The organism is Streptomyces albofaciens JCM 4342 (assembly GCF_008634025.1).
GTDB classification, from domain to species: domain Bacteria; phylum Actinomycetota; class Actinomycetes; order Streptomycetales; family Streptomycetaceae; genus Streptomyces; species Streptomyces albofaciens.
On sequence record NZ_PDCM01000001.1, the window covers coordinates 4,326,642 to 4,347,293 of the forward strand.

General features: G+C 74.6%; 4 protein-coding genes. All 4 read left to right on the forward strand.

Going from position 1 to position 20,652, the window contains the following annotated elements; genetic code table 11:
• The first annotated feature begins 96 nt into the window (after window positions 1-96).
• Genes CP973_RS19255 through CP973_RS19270 form a run of 4 tightly spaced genes read left to right on the forward strand, consistent with a single transcriptional unit; the run spans window position 97 to window position 20,374 of the window.
• Window positions 97-9,666: an SDR family NAD(P)-dependent oxidoreductase gene (locus CP973_RS19255; protein ID WP_425281978.1), complete on the forward strand. Its 9,570-nt coding sequence runs from the start codon at window positions 97-99 to the stop codon at window positions 9,664-9,666.
• Window positions 9,667-9,669: 3 nt separating this feature from the next.
• Window positions 9,670-10,932 carry a cytochrome P450 gene (locus tag CP973_RS19260; protein ID WP_150242363.1) on the forward strand — a complete coding sequence of 421 codons (1,263 nt, stop codon included), beginning with the start codon at window positions 9,670-9,672 and terminating at the stop codon, window positions 10,930-10,932.
• Window positions 10,933-10,959: 27 nt separating this feature from the next.
• Window positions 10,960-16,542, forward strand: coding sequence for a type I polyketide synthase (locus CP973_RS19265; RefSeq protein WP_150242365.1), 5,583 nt, complete (start codon window positions 10,960-10,962; stop codon window positions 16,540-16,542).
• Window positions 16,535-20,374: a type I polyketide synthase gene (locus CP973_RS19270; protein ID WP_150242367.1), complete on the forward strand. Its 3,840-nt coding sequence runs from the start codon at window positions 16,535-16,537 to the stop codon at window positions 20,372-20,374. Before CP973_RS19265 ends, CP973_RS19270 begins: the two co-directional genes overlap by 8 nt.
• Window positions 20,375-20,652: the final 278 nt, after the last annotated feature.

Consider the following 20,652-nt stretch of genomic DNA (forward strand, 5'->3'; position numbering starts at 1 on the left):
ACCGTGGTCGGTTCGTGTTGTACGGCATGAGTCCGGGCGCCCAGCATGTCGATGCACCACGATTTATCGCCGTTTGGTCGGATGGCCGCGAGTTCGGTGAATGATTTTGCGTCCATGGTAGCCGACAAAGTCCAAACTGCTCTGGGAGGGCACCGGATGCCGGGCGAACCGATTGCGATTGTGGGAATGGCGTGCCGCTACCCGGGCGGAATAGCCGGCCCGGAAGAACTCTGGCAGGTGGCCAGGGACGGGACCGACGCGATCGGCGAGTTGCCGGACGACCGGGGCTGGGACCTGGCGGCCCTCTACGATCCCGACCCGGACCGTCCCGGCACCTCCTACGTCCGGCACGGCGGCTTCCTCTACGACGCCGGCCACTTCGACGCCGAGTTCTTCGGGCTCTCCGCCCGCGAGGCGCTGACCACCGATCCGCAGCAGCGCCTCCTGCTCACGACGGCGTGGGAGGCCCTGGAGAACGCGGCCATCGATCCCACCTCGCTGCGGGGCAGCCGCACGGCCGTGTTCGCCGGCTCGATGATGCACGACTACGCGCCCCGGGTGCACACCGTCCCGGACGGGCTGGAGGGGTACCAGATCACCGGGAACACCTCCAGCGTGGTGTCCGGCCGGGTGGCCTACGTGCTCGGTCTCACCGGCCCCGCGCTCACGGTGGACACCGGCTGCTCCTCGTCGTTGGTGACCACCCATCTCGCGGTGCAGTCGCTGCGTGTCGGCGAGTGTGACCTGGCCCTGTCCGGCGGGGTGACGGTGATGGCGACCCCTGAGATGTTCGTGGAGTTCTCGCGGCTGCGGGGCCTCGCCCCGGACGGCCGGTGCAAGCCGTTCTCCGCGACGGCGGACGGCACGGCCTGGTCCGAGGGCGTCGGGATGCTGGTGCTGGAACGGCTCTCCGACGCCCTGCGCCACGGGCACACCGTGCACGCGCTGGTACGCGGCACCGCGGTCAACTCGGACGGGGCCTCCAACGGGCTCTCCGCACCCAGCGGGCCGGCTCAGGAACGGGTGCTGCGGGCGGCGCTGGCCGACGCCGGACTGTCCGAGGCGGACATCGACGCGGTGGAGGCGCACGGCACGGGCACCAGGCTCGGCGACCCGATCGAGGCACGGGCGCTGCTGGCGGTGCACGGCCCGCAGCGGGCGCGCTCGCTGCTGGTGGGGTCGGTCAAGTCGAACATCGGGCACACGCAGGCCGCTGCCGGGGTGGCGGGCATCCTGAAGATGGTGCACGCCATGCGCGACGGCGTGCTGCCGCGCATCCTGCACCTGAGCGAGCCCAGCCCGCACGTGGACTGGGAGTCCGGCAGGGTCACCCCGCTCGCGGAGGACACGCCGTGGCCGAAGACCGGACTCCCGCGCCGGGCCGGGGTGTCCTCGTTCGGCATCAGCGGCACCAACGCCCATGTGATCCTGGAACAGGCGCCGGAACCCGCGCCCGCCCCGGCACCACGACCGGCGTCCGCGGTGCCGCTGCTGCTGTCCGCACGGTCGGCGGAGGCGCTGCGGGAGCAGGCCGGCCGGCTGGCCGAGCGGCTCCGCTCGGACCGGGTCGGCCTGCTGGACGCCGGATTCACGCTGGCGACCGGCCGGGCCGGGTTCGAGCACCGGGCCGCCGTCCTCGGCCGGGACCGGGACGCGTTGGTGCACGGACTGGACGCGCTCGCCGAGGGCGGTTCGGCACCGGGCACGGTCGTCGGGTCACCCTGCCGGGACACCGGTCCGGTGCTGTTGTTCCCCGGCCAGGGCACGCAGTGGACCGGGATGGCCACGGAACTGCTGGAGTCCAGCCCGGTCTTCGCCGAACACATGGCGGCCTGTCAGGACGCGATGGCGCCGTACGTCGACTGGAACCTGGACGACGTGCTCACCGACGCGGACGCGCTGCTCCAGGTGGATGTGGTGCAGCCCGCGCTGTGGGCGGTCATGGTGTCGCTGGCCGGACTCTGGCGGGCACACGGGGTGCGGCCGGCCGCGGTGGTGGGCCACTCCCAGGGCGAGATCGCGGCCGCGACCGTGGCCGGCGCCCTGTCCCTGGACGACGGGGCGCGGATCGTCACCCTGCGCAGCCGGGCCTTGCGGGCCCTCTCCGGTACGGGCCGGATGCTGTCGGTGGGGCTGCCGAGAGCGGCGGTCGAAGAGGCGATGGCCCGCTGGGGCGAGGACCTCTCGGTGGCCGCGGTCAACGGGCCGCGCGCGACGGTGGTCTCGGGCGCCGTCCACGCGGTCGAGGAGTTCGCCGCCGTACTGGTCGCCGAGGGCAAACGGGCGCGCCTGTTGCCGGTGGACTACGCCTCGCATTCGGCGCAGGTCGAACTGCTGCGTGCGGAGCTGCGCGAACTGCTGGCGCCGGTGACTCCGATGGCGGCCGAGGTTCCCTTCCACTCGACCGTGACCGGCGGTTTGGCGGACACCACCGGGCTGGACGCGGACTACTGGTACCGCAACCTGCGCGCCACGGTCGAGTTCGAGGCGACGGTGCGCGGGCTGGTCGCCGCCGGGCACACCACCTTCCTGGAGGTCGGCCCGCATCCGGTGCTCGCCGGCGGCGTGCGGCAGATCCTCGGTAAGCGCCAGAAGGACCACGACGGGGGCGGCGTGGTGCTGGAGACCCTGCAAAGGGACGACGGTGGTGCCGACCGCTTCCTGCTGGCGGTGGCCGAGGCAGCCGTACACGGTGTGGACGTGCACTGGAACGGGCTGTTCGACGGCGCCCGGAGTGTGGCGCTGCCGACCTACCCGTTCCACGAGCAGCGGTACTGGATGCTGCCCACCGCCGCCTCCGGGCCCGTCGCCGGGCATCCGATGCTCGACTCGGTGGTCCAGCTCGCCGGCGGCGGCCTGGTCGCCACCTGCCGGCTCTCTCTCACCCGGCACCCCTGGCTGGCCGATCACGCGGTGCGCGGCACCGTGCTGCTGCCCGGGGCCGCGTTCGTCGAACTGGCGCTGCACGCGGGTGAGCGGGCGGGGCTGCCGATGCTGGACGAACTGGTGCTGGAGAGCCCGCTGGTGCTGCCCGAGCGGGGCGAGACCGAGTTGCAGATCGCGATCGGTGAGACGGATCCGGGCACGCTGGCGATGTACGCCCGGTCCGCGCCGGACGCTCCGTGGACCCGGTGCGCGACGGGCACGCTCCGGGCCGCGGCGCCCGGCGGCGCGACGCTGACGGAGTGGCCGCCGGCCGGTGCCGAGGAGATCGACCTCGACGGCGAGTACGCACGGCTCGACGAGCGGGGTTACGAGTACGGGCCGGCCTTCCAGGGGTTGCGGCGGGCCTGGCGGCTCGGTGCGGAGCGCTGGGCCGAGGTCGAACTGCCGGATGATCCCGGGCGGTTCGGCCTGCACCCGGCCCTGCTCGACGCCGCACTGCACCCGCTGCTGCTGGACGCGGAGGACGCGCCGGTGAGGTTGCCGTTCTCCTGGAGCGGTGTCGCACTCCACGCGGTCGGGGCCACGGCACTGCGGGTGCGGCTGACTCCGCAGGGCAACGACGCGTTCGCCGTGGCCCTCGCCGACGCGACGGGGGAAGCGGTGGCCACGATCAGCGCGCTCGCGCTCCGGCCCGTGGGGCCGGTGCGGTCGGGGACGGCGGGCGTGGACCGCGCGCTGCACCGGCTGGACTGGGTGCCCGTTGCGCGGCGGCCCGCCCCGGCGATCGTGGACGCGCCGGTCGTGGACGTGGCCGGGCCCGAGGAAGCACTGGCACGGGTACGCGAGTTCTTGGGCACCGACGACGAGAAGGAGACGGGCGGGCCCCTGGTCGTGCGGACCCGTGGTGCGGTCGCGACCGCCCCGGAGGACGACCAGGACCCCGACGCCGCGGCGGTCTGGGGCCTGGTCCGCACGGCCCGCACCGAACATCCCGGCCGGTTCGTACTGGTCGACCTGGACCGCTCCGGCGACCCCGGGGACGAGGGCCTGGCCCTGGAGCTGGCGTTGGGCACCGGTGAGCCGGAGGTCGCCGTCCGGGGCGGGCAGGCGTTCGCGCCGCGGCTGGCCCGGGTGACGCGGACGGGGGACCGGCCCGCCCTCGCCGGAGGCACGGTGCTGATCACCGGCGGGACCGGCGTACTCGGCCGGGAGCTGGCCCGGCACCTGGTCACCGAGCACGGGGTACGGCACCTGGTGCTGGCGGGGCGGCGCGGCGGTACGGCGGCGCTGGAGTCCGGTTTCGAGGACCTGACCGGCACCGCCGAGATCAAGGTCGTGGCATGCGACGTCGCCGACCGGGCCGCCCTCGCCGAGCTGCTGGCGGCGATCCCCGCGCACCAACCGCTGACCGCGGTGGTCCACGCCGCCGGGGTGCTGGACGACGGCACGGTGCGCTCCCTCACCGCCGAACGGCTGGACGCGGTGCTGCGACCGAAAGTCGAGGGTGCGCGCAACCTGCACGAACTGACCGAACACCTCGACCTGGCCGCGTTCGTGCTGTTCTCCTCCGTAGCCGGTGTCCTCGGCACGCCGGGACAGGCGAATTACGCGGCCGCCAACGCCTGGCTGGACGGGCTGGCGCAGCACCGCCGCTCGCGGGGACTGCCCGCTTCCTCGATGGCGTGGGGACTGTGGGCGCAGGACACCGGCATGACCGGGCGGCTGGGCGACACCGACCGGGCCCGGCTGCGGCGCACCGGGCTCGTGCCGATGTCCCGCGAACACGGGCTCGCACTGTTCGACGCGGCGCTGGGCACCGGCCTGGCGTGCACCGTGCCCGCCCGCTTCGACCTGGCCAACGTGCGTGCGGCAGGCCCGGAGCGGGCTCCGGTGTGGGCCGGGCTGCTCGGCGTCCGGCGGAGCGCAGCCCGGCCGGCCCCCGTGGCCGCGGCGCCCGTGTCCGTCTCCGGCGGCGAGCGGTCGGTGCTCGACCTCGTGCTGGCCACGGTGGGCTCCGTGCTCGGCGTGGAGCGCCGGGTGGACCCGGCGCGGGCGTTCCGCGACATCGGCTTCGACTCGCTGTCCGGGGTGGAACTGCGCAACCGGCTCACCGCCGCGACCGGGGTGCGGCTCCCCGCGACCGCGGTGTTCGACCACCCCACCCCGACGGCCCTGGCCGGGTACCTGTCCGGGCAGCTCCCGGACGCGGCGCCCGGCGGCCGGACACCGGTCGCCGGGCCCGGCCCGGACGACAGGGACGACCCCGTGGTGCTGGTCGGCGCGAGCTGCCGCTTTCCCGGCGGGGTGGCCACCCCGGACGAGCTGTGGGCGCTGCTGGCCGACGGGCGGGACGCGATCACCGAGTTCCCGGCGGATCGCGGCTGGAACCTGGACGAGGTCTACCACCCGGAGCCGGGCCGTGGCGGGCGCAGCTACGTACGGCACGGCGGCTTCCTGGACGGGATCGCCGAGTTCGACAACGGCTTCTTCGGCATCGCCCCGGCCGAGGCGGTCTCGATGGACCCGCAGCAGCGCATCCTGCTGGAACTGGCCTGGCACGCGCTGGAGGACGCCGGGATCGACCCGACCGCGCTGCGGGGCACCCGCACCGGCGTCTACCTCGGGCTGATGGGCAACGACTACGCGCGCCGCGCGCACCGGACGCCGGAGGACCTCACCGGCGACGTCTCGATCGGCAACGCGGGCAGCGTCGCCTCGGGGCGGCTGGCCTACACGTTCGGCTTCCACGGCCCGGCGATCACGGTGGACACGGCGTGTTCCTCCGCGCTGGTGGCGATGCACCAGGCCGCGCAGGCGCTGCGGTCCGGTGAGTGCACGGTCGCGCTGGCCGGTGGCGTCACGGTGCTCACCACGCCGACGCTGTTCGTGGAGTTCTCCCAGGTGGGGGTGCTCGCCCCGGATGGCCGGTGCAGGCCGTTCGACGCGGCGGCGGAGGGCACCGCGTGGAGCGAGGGCGCCGGCCTGCTGGTGATGGAACGGCTGTCCACCGCGCGCGAACGGGGCCACCGGGTGCTCGCCGTGCTGCGCGGCTCGGCACTCAACTCCGACGGCGCGTCCAACGGGCTGACCGCGCCGAACGGATCGGCCCAGCAGCGGGTGATCCGGGACGCGCTGGCCGTCGCGGGCCTGGCGCCCGGCGAGGTGGACGCGGTGGAGGCGCACGGCACCGGCACCCCGCTCGGCGACCCCATCGAGGCCACCGCGCTGCTGGCGACCTACGGTCAGGACCGGGAGCGGCCCGTGCTGGTCGGGTCCGCGAAGTCCAACCTCGGGCACACCCAGGCCGCGGCGGGCTTGGCGGGTGTGCTCAAGATGGTGCTGGCCATGCGGCACGGCCGGTTGCCCGCGACCCTGCACCTGAACGCCCCGAGCCCGCACGTGAACTGGCACGACGGCGCGGTGCGGTTGCTGGACGAGCCGGCGGACTGGCCGCGCGTGGACCGTCCGCGCCGGGCGGCGGTGTCCTCGTTCAGCCTCAGCGGCACCAACGCGCACGTGATCCTGGAGGAACCCGAGCCCGAGCCCGAACCGGAGCCGGCGACCGCCGCGGCTGTGCCGCTGATCCCGTGGGTGCTCTCCGCGGCCACCCCGGAGGCGCTGCCCGCGCAGGCCGAGGCCCTGCTCCGCCGACTGGCCGACGAGGACGCGAACGGCTCGCCGTCCGCGCTGGACGTGGCGTACTCGCTGGCCACCACGCGGGCCCGGCTGCGTGCCCGCACCGTCGTGCTCGGCACGGACACCGGCGAGCTGACCGCCGCGCTGCGCGCCGGGACCGGCGTCACCGGGGTGGCGGCCGACGGCGCGACCGCGTTCCTGTTCCCCGGCCAGGGCGTGCAGTACGCGGGCATGGCCACGTCGCTCCGGGACCGGGTACCGGCGTTCGCGGCGGCCCTCCAGGAGATCGCCGCCGAGCTGGACCCGCTGCTGGACCGGCCGCTCGCCGAGATCCTCCGGGACGGGCCCGGGGAACGCACCGACCACGCGCAGGCCGCGGTGTTCGCGGTGCAGGTGGCGGTGTTCCGGCTGCTCACCACGCTGGGGGTGCGGCCGGACGCGGTGGCCGGGCACTCGGTCGGCGAACTCGCCGCGGCGCACGCCGCGGGCGTGTTCTCGCTGGCCGACGCCTGCGCACTGGTGGCCGCGCGCGGGCGGCTGATGCGCGAACTCGGTGGCGAGGGCGCGATGGTGGCCGTCCAGGTGCCGGAAGCCGACGTGCCGGAACTGCTCCGCGGCCGCGAGGACCGGGTGGCGCTGGCCGCGGTGAACGGACCCGCCTCGGTGGTGCTCGCCGGGGACGCGGACGCGGTGCGGGAACTCTCGCAGCGGGTGGCCCACGCGCACCGCCTGACGGTGCGGCACGCGTTCCACTCCCACCACATGGACCCGGTCCTGGACCCCTTCCGGGAGGTGCTGGCCGGACTGGAATTCCGGACGCCGGTGATTCCGGTCGTGTCCTCGGTGACCGGCGCACGGGTCACCGAAGAGCTTCGCGACCCGGAGTACTGGGTCCGGCATGCGCGGGAACCGGTGCGCTTCCACGACTGCCTGCGCACCCTGGACGCGGCAGGCACCAGTACGTACCTGGAGCTGGGACCGGGCGCGACGCTCAGCGCGCTCGGCCAGGACGCGCTGGGCGGGGACGGATTCCTGCCGGTGCTACGGCAGGACACCGACGAAGTACACGGCCTGCTGACGGCGTTGGCGACCGCGCACACCCGGGGAGTCGACGTGGACTGGGCGGCCTGGTGCGCGGGCGGCCGGGCGGTGCCACTGCCCGGCTACGCGTTCACCCGGCAGCGGTTCTGGCTGCCCGACGACGACAGGGCCCCCGCCGATCCCCTGTTGCACGGTGTCGAGTGGCCGCTGCTGCCCGACCCCGGCCCGGTCGCCGACGCGCCGGGGCCGTGGCTGGTGGTGGCCCCGCCGGGCGCGCACTGGGACCGGCTCACCGAGGACGTGGCGGGCGTACTGGGCGAAGGGACCCGCACCGTACGCGGCGACGCCGTGGACGGCGAGCACTGGGACCGGCTGCTGCCGGACCTGCCGGGCGGCGGCATCGTGTCCCTCCTGGCGATGGCCGAGGACTCGGACACGCCGCGGGTGCCGACCGGCCTGGCCGCCACCCTGGCGCTGCTGCGGGCGCTGCTGTCCAGAGGCGCGGATACGCCCCTGTGGTCGATCACCAGCGGCGCCGTGCGGGCCGACACGGCGGACACCGTGCCGAATCCGGAGCAGGCCGCCGTGTGCGGGCTGGCCCGGGTCGCGGGCATGGAAGCGCCCCGGCTGCACGGCGGCCTGGTGGACCTGCCGCCGCGACCGGCCGTGGGGGACCTGGCCGCGCTGCCCGCCGCGCTGGCCGCCAGGGACGAGATCGCGATCCGGGACGGGCGGCTGTACGCCAGGCGACTGGTCCCGGTGCCCCGCACCGAACCCGCCACGGCGGAGCCCATCGGCACCGTGCTGATCACCGGAGGGCTGGGCGGCATCGGCGCGCACATCGCCCGCCGGCTGGCGGCCCGGGGCGCGGAGCGCCTGCTGCTGGTCGGCCGCCGGGGCGTGGACACCCCCGGCGCGGCGGAACTGCGCGCCGAACTCACCGCGCTGGGTACCGAGGTCGACATCGCCGGCTGCGACGTGGCGGACCGCGAGGCGCTGGCCGGGCTGCTCGCCGGGCGGTCGCTCACCGGTGTGGTGCACGCCGCCGGGGTGCTCGACGACGGGGTGCTGGAGGCGCTGTCCGAGGCCCGGCTGGCGCGTGTGTACGCGGCGAAGGCGGACGGCGCGCGGTTCCTGCACGAGCTGACCGCCGGCCATCCGCTGCGCTTCTTCGTCCTGTGCTCCTCGCTGGCCGGCACCGCGGGCTCGCCGGGGCAGGGCAACTACGCCGCGGCCAACGCCGCCGTGGAAGCGCTGGCAGCCCATCGACAGGCCGGCGGCCTGCCCGCGACGAGCCTGGCCTGGGGCCCCTGGCTGGACACCGGGATGACGACGTCCTGGCCCGTCGGCCCGCGGTCGGACAGCGGCGCCACGCCGATGCCCGCCGACCGGGCGCTGGACGCGCTGGAGCGGGCACTGTTCGACGGTGCGGCGCAGTACGTGGTCGGCGCCGTGGACTGGCCGCGGTTCGCCGCCGTACGGCCGGGGCGCCTGTGCTCCGGACTGCCGGGTGTGGGCGCGGACACCGGGCCCGAACCCGCGAGCGCGTTGCGGGAACGGCTGGCGGCCACCGCGCCGCAGCTGCGGTCGTCGGTGCTGCTGGAGCTGGTCACCGACCGGGTCGCCGTCGTTTCGGGCCGGCCGGCCGGAGACCTGGACGCGCACCGGCCGTTCCAGGAGCTGGGCCTGGACTCGCTGGCCGGGGTCCGGCTGCGCAACCTGCTCGGCGCGGACACCGGAGTGCCGCTGGCGGCCTCCGCGGTCTACGACCATCCCACCGCCGCCGCGCTGGCCCGGTACCTCGGCGACGCGCTCGGTGTCGCCGAGGGCGACCCGGCGGAGCGGGTCGTGCTGGACCGGCTGAGCGAGCTGGAGGCGGCCCTGCTCCGGCGGCCTCCGTCCGCGCCCGTCCCCGAGGTGGTCACCACGACACTGCGGCGACTGCTGCGCAGCCAGGAGGACCGCACCGCCGATGAGGCGGCCGAGGTGCCCGACCTGAGCGGCGCCACGGACGACGAGATGTTCACGCTGATCGACGGAGTGCTCGGCGACGCGGAATCGGACACCGGCCGTACCGCCGGCCGTGCCACGGAGAGGAACTAGCCCATGTCAGTGCCCAGCCGCTTACCGGTCACCGTGCCGGACAACCCGCTGCACGCCCTGCTCGACCGGGAGGTGCTCGCGAACCCCTACCCGTTGTTCGAGCGGTGGCGGGAGCAAGGTCCGATGTGGACGTCGGACGGTTCCCTGCTGCTGAGCGACCACGACGACTGTCTGGCGGTGCTCAAGAACCACAAGACCATGGGCAGTGACACGTTCAACGCGCCGGGGATGCGGGAACTCTTCGGCGACCGCGGCGACGAGCCGGTGCTCAACTCGATCTTCTTCATGGACGATCCCGGACACGGGCGGCAGCGGAACCTGGTCAGCAAGGCGTTCACGCCACGGATCACCGCCCGCTTCGAGCCGTGGATCCGCGAGATCGTGGACGAACTGCTCCGCGACTGCCTGGCCGACGGCGAGTTCGACGGCGTGCAGGACCTGGCCGGGGTGCTGTCGCTGCGGGTCATCGCGACGCTCCTGGGCATCCCGGGCGAGGACATCCCGATGCTGCGGGAGTGGTCCAGCGACATGGCGCTGTCCACGGAACTGCCCACGCTGGTGGCCAGCTTCCACTCCACCGCGATGTTCGACCGCGAGGAACTCGTCCGCATCGTCCGCACCACCACCGAACTGCACGGCTACTTCGCGGACCTCATCCACAAGCGCCGCCGCAACCCCGGCGAGGACCTCATCTCCAGCCTGCTCTCCACGCAGGAGAACGGGCGCGGGCTGAGCCGGCGCGAGGTGACGAACGTCGTGGTGACCGTGTTCACCGCGGCCCACGAGTCCACCACGAACCTGATCACCAACGGCCTGCTCGCGATGTCGCGCCACCCGGAGCAGTTCCAGCTGCTCCGGCAGAACCCGGCGATCGTCGGCGACGTGGTCGGCGAGGCGCTGCGCTACGACTGCCCGATCATGCTGACCGGCCGGGTCGCGCTGCGGTCCGACCGGATCAACGGCCTCGACATCCCCGAGGGTTCGGTGGTCACCCTGGTCCTCGCGTCCGGCAACCGGGACGAGCGGGTGCACCCGAAGGCGGATCGGTTCATCGCGGACCGGAAGCCGTCCGTGATGAACCTCGCCTTCGGCGCCGGCGCGCACTACTGCCTCGGCAGCAGCCTGGCCCGGCTGGAGGCGGAGATCGTGTTCGGTGAGCTGGCCCGCCGGCTGCGCGGCTTCCACGTGCACGAGGACTCACTGAGCTACCGCAGGCACGTGGTCGTCCGCGGCCTCGACACCGAACGGATCACCTTCCACCTCTGACCGGCCGTCCGCCCCAGGGAGTCGTTCATGCCCGATGAAGTCAGCCCCGATGAAGTCAGCACGCTCCGGCACTATCTGAAAAGGGTCACCACCGACCTGTTACGCACCCGGGAGGAGCTGCGGGACGCGACCGAGCGGTCCGCCGAGCCGATCGCGGTGGTCGGCATGTCGTGCCGGCTGCCCGGCGACGTGGCCTCGCCCGCCCAGCTGTGGGACCTGGTGGCCGCGGGCACGGACGCCATCTCGGCTTTCCCCGAGGACCGGCACTGGCCGATCGAGGAGCTCTACGACGCCGACCCGGAGTCCCAGCAGGCGCGGCGGTCCTACGTACGCGAGGGCGGCTTCCTCAGCGGGGCGGGCGATTTCGACCCCGCGTTCTTCGGGATCTCCCCGCGCGAGGCGCTGGTGATGGACCCGCAGCAGCGGTTGGTGCTGGAGCTGGCCTGGGAGGCGCTGGAGTCCGCCGGCATCCTGCCGGACTCGCTGGTGGGCGAGCGGGCCGGGGTTTTCGTCGGCGCGTCCAGCAACGACTACGAGATGCTCTGGCAAGGCACCGACCAGTTCTCCCAGTACGGCATCACCGGCAACACCATGAGCGTGATCTCGGGCCGGATCAGCTACGCCCTGGGCTTCCACGGCCCGGCCCTCACCGTGGACACCGCCTGCTCGTCCTCCCTGGTCGCCACCCACCTCGCGATGCGGGCCCTGCGCGCCGGCGAGTGCCCGATCGCGCTGGCGGGCGGTGTGACGGTGCTGAGCACGCCGGAGACGTTCGTCGAGTTCTGCGGCCAGGGCGTCACCTCCCGGGACGCCCGGATCAAGGCGTTCGCGGCCGGGGCGAACGGCTCGATCTGGGCCGAGGGCGCGGGCCTGCTGGTACTGGAGCGGCTGTCCGACGCGCGGCAGCACGGCCACCAGGTGCTCGCGGTGCTGCGCGGCTCGGCGGTCAACTCCGACGGCACCAGCAACGGGCTCTCGGCGCCCAACGGCACCGCCCAGCAGGAGGTGATCCGTACCGCGCTCGCCGACGCCGGACTGTCCACCCAGGACGTCGACGTGGTCGAGGCGCACGGCACCGGCACCCCGCTCGGCGACCCGGTGGAGGGCACCGCGCTGGTGGCGACCTATGGCCACAACCGGCCGCCCGGCCGGCCACTGCTGCTGGGTTCGCTGAAGTCCAACATCGGACACACGCAGGCCGCGGCCGGCGTGGCCGGCATCATCAAGATGATCATGGCGATGCGGCACGGTCTCGCGCCGAAGACGCTGCACGTGGACAGCCCCACCCCGAAGGTGGACTGGGGAGTGAACGGGGTCAGCGTGCTCGCCGACGCGATGCCCTGGCCGGAGACCGGCCGAGCGCGCCGCGCCGCCGTCTCCTCCTTCGGGATCAGTGGCACCAACGCCCATGTCGTGCTGGAACAGCCCGTCGAGCCGGAGGCGCCGGAACCCGGCGCGCCGTCCGCCGGTCTGGTGTGGACGGTGTCGGGCCGGACCGGGGAAGCGCTGCGCGACCAGGCGACCCGGCTGCTGGCGTTCGCCGAGTCCGACGGTGCTCCCTCCGCCGAGGGGCTGGCGTACGTGTTGGCCACCCGCCGCACCCACTTCCGCCACCGGCTGGCAGTGCCCGGCCGGGACCGGGACGAACTCATCTCCGCGCTGCGCGGCCACCTCGACACCGGCCTGGTCCCCGATGTGGCGGTGGGCACCGCGGCCGGCGGCGGGTTGTGCGTGCTGTTCACCGGCCAGGGCGCGCAGTGGCCCGGCATGGGGCGCCAGCTCGCCGCCTCCTTCCCGGCGTTCGCCGAGGCGTTCGACGAGGTGTGCGAGCTGTTCGACCGGGAGCTGCCGCGTCCGCTGCGGACCGTGCTCGACGGCGAACCGGACCTGCTCGACCGCACCGACTACGCCCAGGCCGCCCTGTTCGCGGTGGAGGTCTCGCTGTTCCGGCTGATGCGCTCCTGGGGCGTGCGCCCGGACCTGCTGCTGGGACATTCGATCGGGGAGATCAGCGCGGCGCACGTGGCCGGGGTGTGGTCGCTGCCGGACGCGGTCCGCCTGGTGGCCGCCAGAGGCCGCCTGATGGCCGCGCTGCCCGAGGGCGGCGCGATGCTGTCCGTGCAGGGCACCGAGCAGGACCTGGCCCCCTGGCTGGCGGGGCGCGCGCGGCGGGTGTCCGTCGCGGCGGTGAACGCCTCGGACACGGTGGTCGTCTCCGGCGCGGACGAGGACATCACGGAACTGGAGGCCGACTGGGCGGGTCAGGGACGGCGGACCCGGCGGCTGCGGGTCAGCCACGCCTTCCACTCGCCGCTGATGGAGCCGATGCTGGCCGAGTTCGGCACGGTTCTGGCCGGGTTGACGGCGCACGACCCGCACATCCCGGTGATCTCCAACCTCACCGGCGAGCCGGCCACGGCGGAGCAGCTGCGCTCGCCGGAGTACTGGACCGCGCACGTCCGGCAGGCGGTGCGGTTCCACGACGGGCTGCGCACCGCACGCGAGGCCGGTGCGCGCGTCCTGCTCGAACTGGGACCGGGCGCGGTGCTCTCCGCGCTGGCCGGGCGGGATGCCGGGCCGGACGAGGCGGTGGTGCCCACCCTGCGCGGGGCCGATCGTGACGAGACCAAGGACGTGCTGCTCGCCCTCGGCGCGCTGCACACGCAGGGCGTGGAGGTGGACTGGCCCGCCGTGCTGCCCGCCGCGCCCGCCAGGACGGCGGACCTGCCCGGCTACGCGTTTCAGCACGAGAGGTACTGGCTGGTACCGGACGGGAACGGGCTGAACCTGCGTTCCACCGGGCTGCTCCCGGTGGGCCACCCGCTGCTGGGCGCCATGGTGTCCGCGGCCGAGGGCGACGGCGTCCTGCTCACCGGCAGGCTGTCCCTCCAGTCGCACCCCTGGCTGGGGGGCCACCGGGTGCGCGGCATCCCCCTGCTGGCCGGCACCGGCTTCGTGGAACTGGCGCTGGCCGCGGGCGAGCACGTCGGCTGCGACCTGCTCGACCAGCTGACCGTCGAGGCACCGCTGGTCCTGCCGGAACACGGCGGGGTGTCGGTGCAGGTGGTGGTGGGCGGCACCGAGGAGACCGGCCGCCGCCCGGTGCGGGTGTACTCCCGGCCGGAGGGCGTGGGGCAGGCCGAGCCGGGCCCATGGCGGTCACACGCCTTCGGCTACCTGGGCATCCGCACCGCGACGCCGGACACGGCCCTCGCGCAGTGGCCGCCGCGTGACGTACGGGAGATCCCGGTCGCGGACGTCTACGACGAGGTGGTGGAGGGCAGGCACTTCCGCTACGAGGGCGCGTTCCGCGGCCTGCGGACCCTCTGGCAGCGCGACCACCCCGACGGGAGCTCGGAGATGTTCGCCGAGGTCGCCCTGCCCGCCGAGGCGGCGGGGGACGCGAAGCGCTACAGCCTGCATCCGGCGCTGCTGGACGCGGCACTGCACGCGGTCGGTCTCGGCCCGCAGCTGGACGGGATCGACGAGGGCAACGGCTCGATGCCGTTCTCGTGGTCGGGGCTGTCGCTGTTCCGGGCCGGAGCCTCGACGGTGCGGGTGCACGCCACCGGCGGAAACGGCGATGTGGCGATCACGCTGGCGGACGAGACCGGCGCCACCGTGGCCACGGCGGACTCCCTGGTGTTCCGGCCGCTGCCCGCCGATGAGTCCTACCTGCTGGGACCGGCCGACGACGGCGCGGAACTGCTGGCACAGGACTGGGTGCCCGTGCGCCGGCCGTCCACAGTGGACGATTCCGGCGGGTGGCACGATCCCGGGACCGGTGAACTCGACCTCGCGGCGCTGGCGGACGCGGCGGACCCGGTGCCGCCGGTGGTGGTGCTGCGCCCGGCCCGTCCCGCCGGGGACGACGTCACCGCACGGGTCCGCGCCGCGCTCACCGAGCTGACCGGGTACCTGCGCGGGTGGCTCACCGACCAGCGGTTCGCCGGTTCGCTGCTGGTGGTCTGCACCGAGCGCGCGCTCGGCGTACGCGCGGGCGACGAACCCGACCTGGCACTGTCCGCGGCCCACGGGCTGGCTCGCTCGGCACAGAACGAGCACCCGGGGCGCGTCCTGCTGGTCGACGTCGACGAGCCCACCGGCACCGCGCTGCGCGACGCGGTCGCCGTCGCGTCCGCGGCCCGTGAGCCCCAGGTGGCGCTGCGCGCGGGCGAGCTGCTGGTGCCCCGGCTGCACCGCGACGACGCTCCGGCGCAGGGCGACGGCGGCCCGGCCGCCCGCCCGCCCGACCCCGACGGCACCGTGCTGATCACCGGTGGGCTCGGGTCGCTGGGCCGCACACTGGCCCGGCATCTGGCGAGCCGGGGCGCCCGCAGGCTGCTGCTCCTCTCGCGCCGTGGCGCGGAGAGCCCCGGCGCCGCGGAACTGGTCGCCGAACTCGGCCGGCTCGGCGCGCACGCCGAGCTGGCGCGCGGCGACGTCGCCCGGCGGGACGACGTGGCCCGGGTGCTGGCCGAGGTGCCCGCGGCACACCCGCTCACCGCCGTGGTCCATGCGGCCGGCGTGCTGGACGACGGCTTGGTGGAGTCGCTGACCGAGGGGCAGATGGAGAACGTGCTGGCGCCGAAGGTCGACGGAGCCTGGCACCTGCACGAGTTGACCCGGGAACTCGATCTCGTCGGGTTCACGTGCTTTTCCTCCGCCGCCGGCGTGTTCGGCACCGCGGGCCAGGGTGCCTACGCCGCGGCGAACGCCTTCCTGGACGCACTGATGAACCAGCGGGCCGCCGCCGGGCTCCCGGCCCACTCGCTGGGCTGGGGCCTGTGGGCGCCGGACAGCGGGACCGGCACGACCGACGGGATGGGCGGCGGGCTGGCCGCCGCGGACCGGGCCCGCATGGACCGCACCGGGATCCGCGCGCTGACCGTCGAGCAGGGCTTGGCCCTCTGGGACACCGCGACCGCCTCGGACCGGGTGCACCTGGTGCCCATCGGGCTGGACCTGGCCACCGTGGCCGGTCTGGGGGAGGAGGGCATCCCGCCGTTGCTGCGCGACCTGGTCCGCCCGGCCCGCCGCCGGAGCTCGGCGCGGTCCGCCGCGCCCGCCGAGTCCCCGGCGGACCTGGCCCGCAGGCTGGGCGGGCTGAGCCCCACCGAACGGGACCGGCAGCTCCTCAATCTGGTGCTCGGTCACATCGCGGCGGTGCTCGGCTACCCGTCCGCGGACGGGGTGCCCGCGGACGGTCCGTTCGGGGACCTCGGATTCGACTCGCTGAGCTCGGTCGAGCTGCGCAACCGGCTCAACACCGCCACGGGTCTGAACCTGCCCGCCACCTTGGTGTTCGACCACCCCACCCCGGCCATCCTCGCGGCGCACCTCGGTACGGAGGTCGCCCCGGATGCCGCCGGCCCGGAGGAACCGGCGGACGGCCCTGCCGAGCGCGGCCCGGATCAGCTCTCCGGACTCGCGCAGGCGGTCGAGGAGGCGCTGGCCGGCGGGAGCGCGCAGCGCGACGCGCTGCGCGGACGACTGCGGGCGGCGCTGCACGCGCTGGACGGCGAGCCGGAACTCGGGGCGGACGAGCTGAGCTCGGCCTCCGTGGACCAGCTCTACGCCTTCGTGGACAAGGAACTCGGCGATGCGTGAGCCAGCAGCCGGGGCCGCCCGGCCGACCGGAGAGGAAGCGAAAGCTGTGGGCGAGGATCCGAAGCTCGTCAAGTACTTCCAGCGGGTCACCGCGGAACTCCAGCGCACCCGGGAGCGGTTGCGCGAGCTGGAGAACCCCGTCGACGACCCGGTGGCCGTGGTCGGCATGGGCTGCCGGTTCGGCGGCGGGGTCGGCTCGCCGGAGGAGCTGTGGGAACTGCTCGCCGCGGAGCGGGACGTGATCACCGGGTTCCCGGCCGGCCGCGGCTGGACCGAGGACCAGATCTACCACCCGGAACCGGGCACGCCGGGCCGCTCCTACGTCCGGCACGGTGCCTTCCTCGACGACGCGGCCGACTTCGACGCCGAGTTCTTCGGCATCTCGCCGCGCGAGGCGCTCGGCATGGACCCGCAGCAGCGGATCGCGCTGGAGGTCACCTGGCAGGCGCTGGAGTCCGCCGGCATCGATCCGGCCGGGCTGCGCGGCAGCCGCACCGGCGTGTTCCTCGGACTGGCCAACGCGGACTACGCCACGGCGGTCCGCGAGATGCCCGAGGACATGCTGGGCCAGCTCTCCATCGGCAACGCGGGCAGCGTGACCTCCGGTCGGCTGGCCTACGTGTTCGGCCTGCAGGGGCCCGTGCTCACGGTGGACACCGCCTGCTCCTCGTCCCTGGTCGGGATCCACCTGGCCGTGCAGTCGCTGCGCGCGGGCGAGTGCACCCTGGCGCTCGCGGGCGGGGTGACCGTCATGTCCAGCCCGCTGCTGTTCATCGACTACGCCCGGCAGCGCGCCTTGGCGCCGGACGGGCGGTGCAAGCCCTTCTCCTCGGACGCCGACGGTACGGCGTGGGGCGAGGGCGCCGGGATGCTGGTGCTGGAGAAGCTCTCCGACGCACGGCGCAACGACCACCCGGTGCTCGCGCTGCTGCGCGGATCGGCGATCAACTCCGATGGCACCTCCTCCGGGCTGACCGCCCCGAACGGAACCGCGCAGCAGCAGGTGATCGCCGACGCGCTCGCTTCGGCCGGCCTGTCGCCCGCGGACGTCGACGCGGTGGAGGCACACGGCGCGGGCACCGCGCTCGGCGACCCGATCGAGGCGCAGGCGCTGCTGGCCGGGTACGGCCGCCACCGCGGCGACCGGCCGCCGCTGCTGGTCGGCGCGGTGAAGTCGAACCTCGCCCACACCCAGGCCGCGGCCGGAGTCGCCGGAGTGGTGAAGATGGTGCTGGCCATGCGGCACAGCACGCTGCCCAGGACCCTGCACACCGGCACGGTGACCCCCCGGGTCGACTGGGCGCGGGGCGGTGTCGAAGTGCTCACCAGCGCGGTCCCGTGGCCGCGCGACGGGCGCCCCCGGCGGGCGGGCGTGTCCGCGTTCGGAGTCGGCGGCACCAACGCGCACGTGATCCTGGAGGACCCGGGACCCGACCCGGACACCGGGCCCGCCGACCGGGCCGTCCCGCCACTGCTGGCCTGGACCCTGTCGGGCAGGACCGAACGGGCACTGTCCGCGCAGGCGGCCGCGCTGCACGCGTACCTCGACCGGGCGCGCCCGGACCTGCTGGACCTGTCGTGGTCGCTGGCCACCGCCCGGGCGCACCTGCCGCACCGCGCGGTGGTGTTCGGCTCCCGCCCGGCCGACCTCGCCGCGGGCCTGACCGCGCTGAGCACGGGCCGCAACGACACCGGGAGCGCCACGGTGGCGGTCTCCGGCACCGCGGTGCGGAACGGCACCACCGCGTTCCTGTACCCACACGAGTGCACCCCGGCCGTGGTGCGCGCGTTGGCCACGCAGTACGCCGGGGCCGAGCCGTTCGCCGAGCACCTCTCCGCGTGCGCGGCAGTGCTGGCCGGACTGGCCGGCTGGTCCCTGACGGAGGTGCTGCGCGGTGCCCCGGACGCGCCGCCACTGGACCGGCCGGACGTGCTGGCCCCGGCCACGCTGGCCGTGCTGACCGGCGTGACACGCGTGTGGTGCGCGTCCGGGGTGCGACCGGCGGCGGTGGCGGGACACGGATCCGGCCGGCTGGCCGCGTCCTGGGCGGTCGGGTGGCTGTCCCTGTCCTCGGCGCTGCGGATCGCGGCCGGGCGCCCCGCGGACGACCGACCCGACGCCGCGGATGTCCCGCCCCCCGCGCCCGGTGTGCCGGTGCTGTGCGGGGACACCGGCCGTTGGCTGCGGGACCGTCCGGCCGAGGACGACTACCGTACGGTGCCGGCTGCCGGATCCGACGTGGCTGCCCGCGAGCTGCGGGCCGACGGTCACCGCCTGCTGCTCGTGTTCGGCGGGGACACCGCGGGCATGGCCGCCGCGCTGTCCGACGGTCCCGCCGTGCTGGCCGTGCCGGAGGACACGGAGAGCGCGGTGACCGGTCCAGCGGCGATCGTGCGCGCGCTGGGCCGCGCGTACGTGAGGGGCGCGGCGGTGGACTGGCGTGCCGTCCTGGCCGGCACCGGTGCGCGGCGCATCCCGTTGCCCGGCTACGCCTTCCAGCGCAGCCGGTACTGGATCGACCGCGAGTGGACCATGCCGGTGCTGATCTCCGACGACCCCGGGACGCGCGAGCCCGAACGGCGCTCGCCCGCGGCTGTGCTGTGGGCACTGGACGAGCAGGAGCGCACGCGCCACGTCGAGACGCTGGTGCGTGAGTGCCTGGACCGGGCGCTGGGCAACGGACCGGACGACCAGGTCCACGCCGAGGACACGTTCCGCGACCTCGGGATGGACTCACTGAGCGCGGAGGACCTGCGCAAGCAACTCACCACCGGTGCCGGTGTGGAGATCGAACTCGCCGACGTGCTGAACTACCCCACGGTGGTCGACCTCACCGAGCGCGTGCTGGAGAAGCTGGCCGCCCGCGCCGAGGAGGGCACACTCGACGAGATCCCGGGGACCGCCCGGTCCGGTAACGTGGTCCCGGAATCCGGCACCGGGCCGGTGGACCCGGCGCCCGAGGACGCCGACGCCAGCGACGGCAGCCTGGCCTCGTTCTACATCCGGGCGATCCGCACCGGCCGGATCAACGTCGCCCTCCGCCTGGCCCGCGCGGCCTCCGAGACCCGCGACACGTTCGACCGGGACGATCCGCGCGATCTCGCCGAACTGCGCAAGGTGGGCGCGGGCGCGGGCGGCCCCACGATCGTCGGCCTCACCCCGCCGATCTTCCCCAACCTGGACCTGCCCTACTCCTACCTGCACGCCGGGCTGGACCCCGCGTCCGACGTGTGGTCGCTGTGGTCGCCCGGATTCGCGGGCGAGGCTCCGCTGCCCGCCGACCGTGCCGCCCTGATGCGGATGCTGGCGAAGCCGCTGCGCCGTGAGCTGGCCGGCACCCCGCTGATCATCGCGGGCTACTCCTCGGGCGGCTGGCTGGCGCACGACCTGGCCGCGCACCTGGAGCGGACCGGCGTCCCCGTCACCGCGCTGCTGCTGCTGGACTCGTACCTGCCGGAGGAGGAGATGGACCAGACCGAGACCCGCAGCGAGTTCATGCGTGAACAGATCCGACGACGTGACCTCATGGGCATGTCGCTCGACCGTCCGGACCGGACCGTGACCACCAGCGGCCAGATCGCGGCGATGGGCGGCTACAGCAGGATCTTCAGCGGCTGGCGGCCCGGCCCGCTGAAGGCGCCGATCCTGCACCTGCTCGCCAGTGAGGTCGTCGCGGGTATGCCCACCAGCTCGGAGGACCACCCGTTCCCGGCCGAACTGGCGCACCGCGTGCGCAGGCTGCCCGGCGATCACTTCACCATCCTGTCCCAGCACGCCGACCTGATCTCGGCGAACCTGCACGACTGGCTGACGGAGGTGCGGCCGGTATGACGACCGTTCCCGATCTTCCCGACGCCGCGGGGGCACGGGCCGGTCACCCTGGGCACCCCTGAACACACCCGACCGCGCCCGCTGTTGGCCAAAACTCTCAGCGAATGGCGTATCCACCGGCCGCCTCCCCTGGGGAGGCGGCCGGCGCGCCCGGTGGCGTGTCGGCGAGTGGCGTGTGCTGTTCAGGGGTATGGCGGGAAGCAGCGATGACGGGGGAGAGGGGCTCTTCCGGGGGTGCGAGGGGCCGTAGCGGTGCCTCGTGCGTCTGTTCGTCACGC

Coding starts and splice junctions, on each gene's coding strand:
- CP973_RS19270 (WP_150242367.1), top strand. CDS start 16,535: ATGCGTGAGCCAGCAGCCGGGGCCGCCCGGCCGACCGGAGAGGAAGCG.
- CP973_RS19260 (WP_150242363.1), top strand. CDS start 9,670: ATGTCAGTGCCCAGCCGCTTACCGGTCACCGTGCCGGACAACCCGCTG.
- CP973_RS19265 (WP_150242365.1), top strand. CDS start 10,960: ATGCCCGATGAAGTCAGCCCCGATGAAGTCAGCACGCTCCGGCACTAT.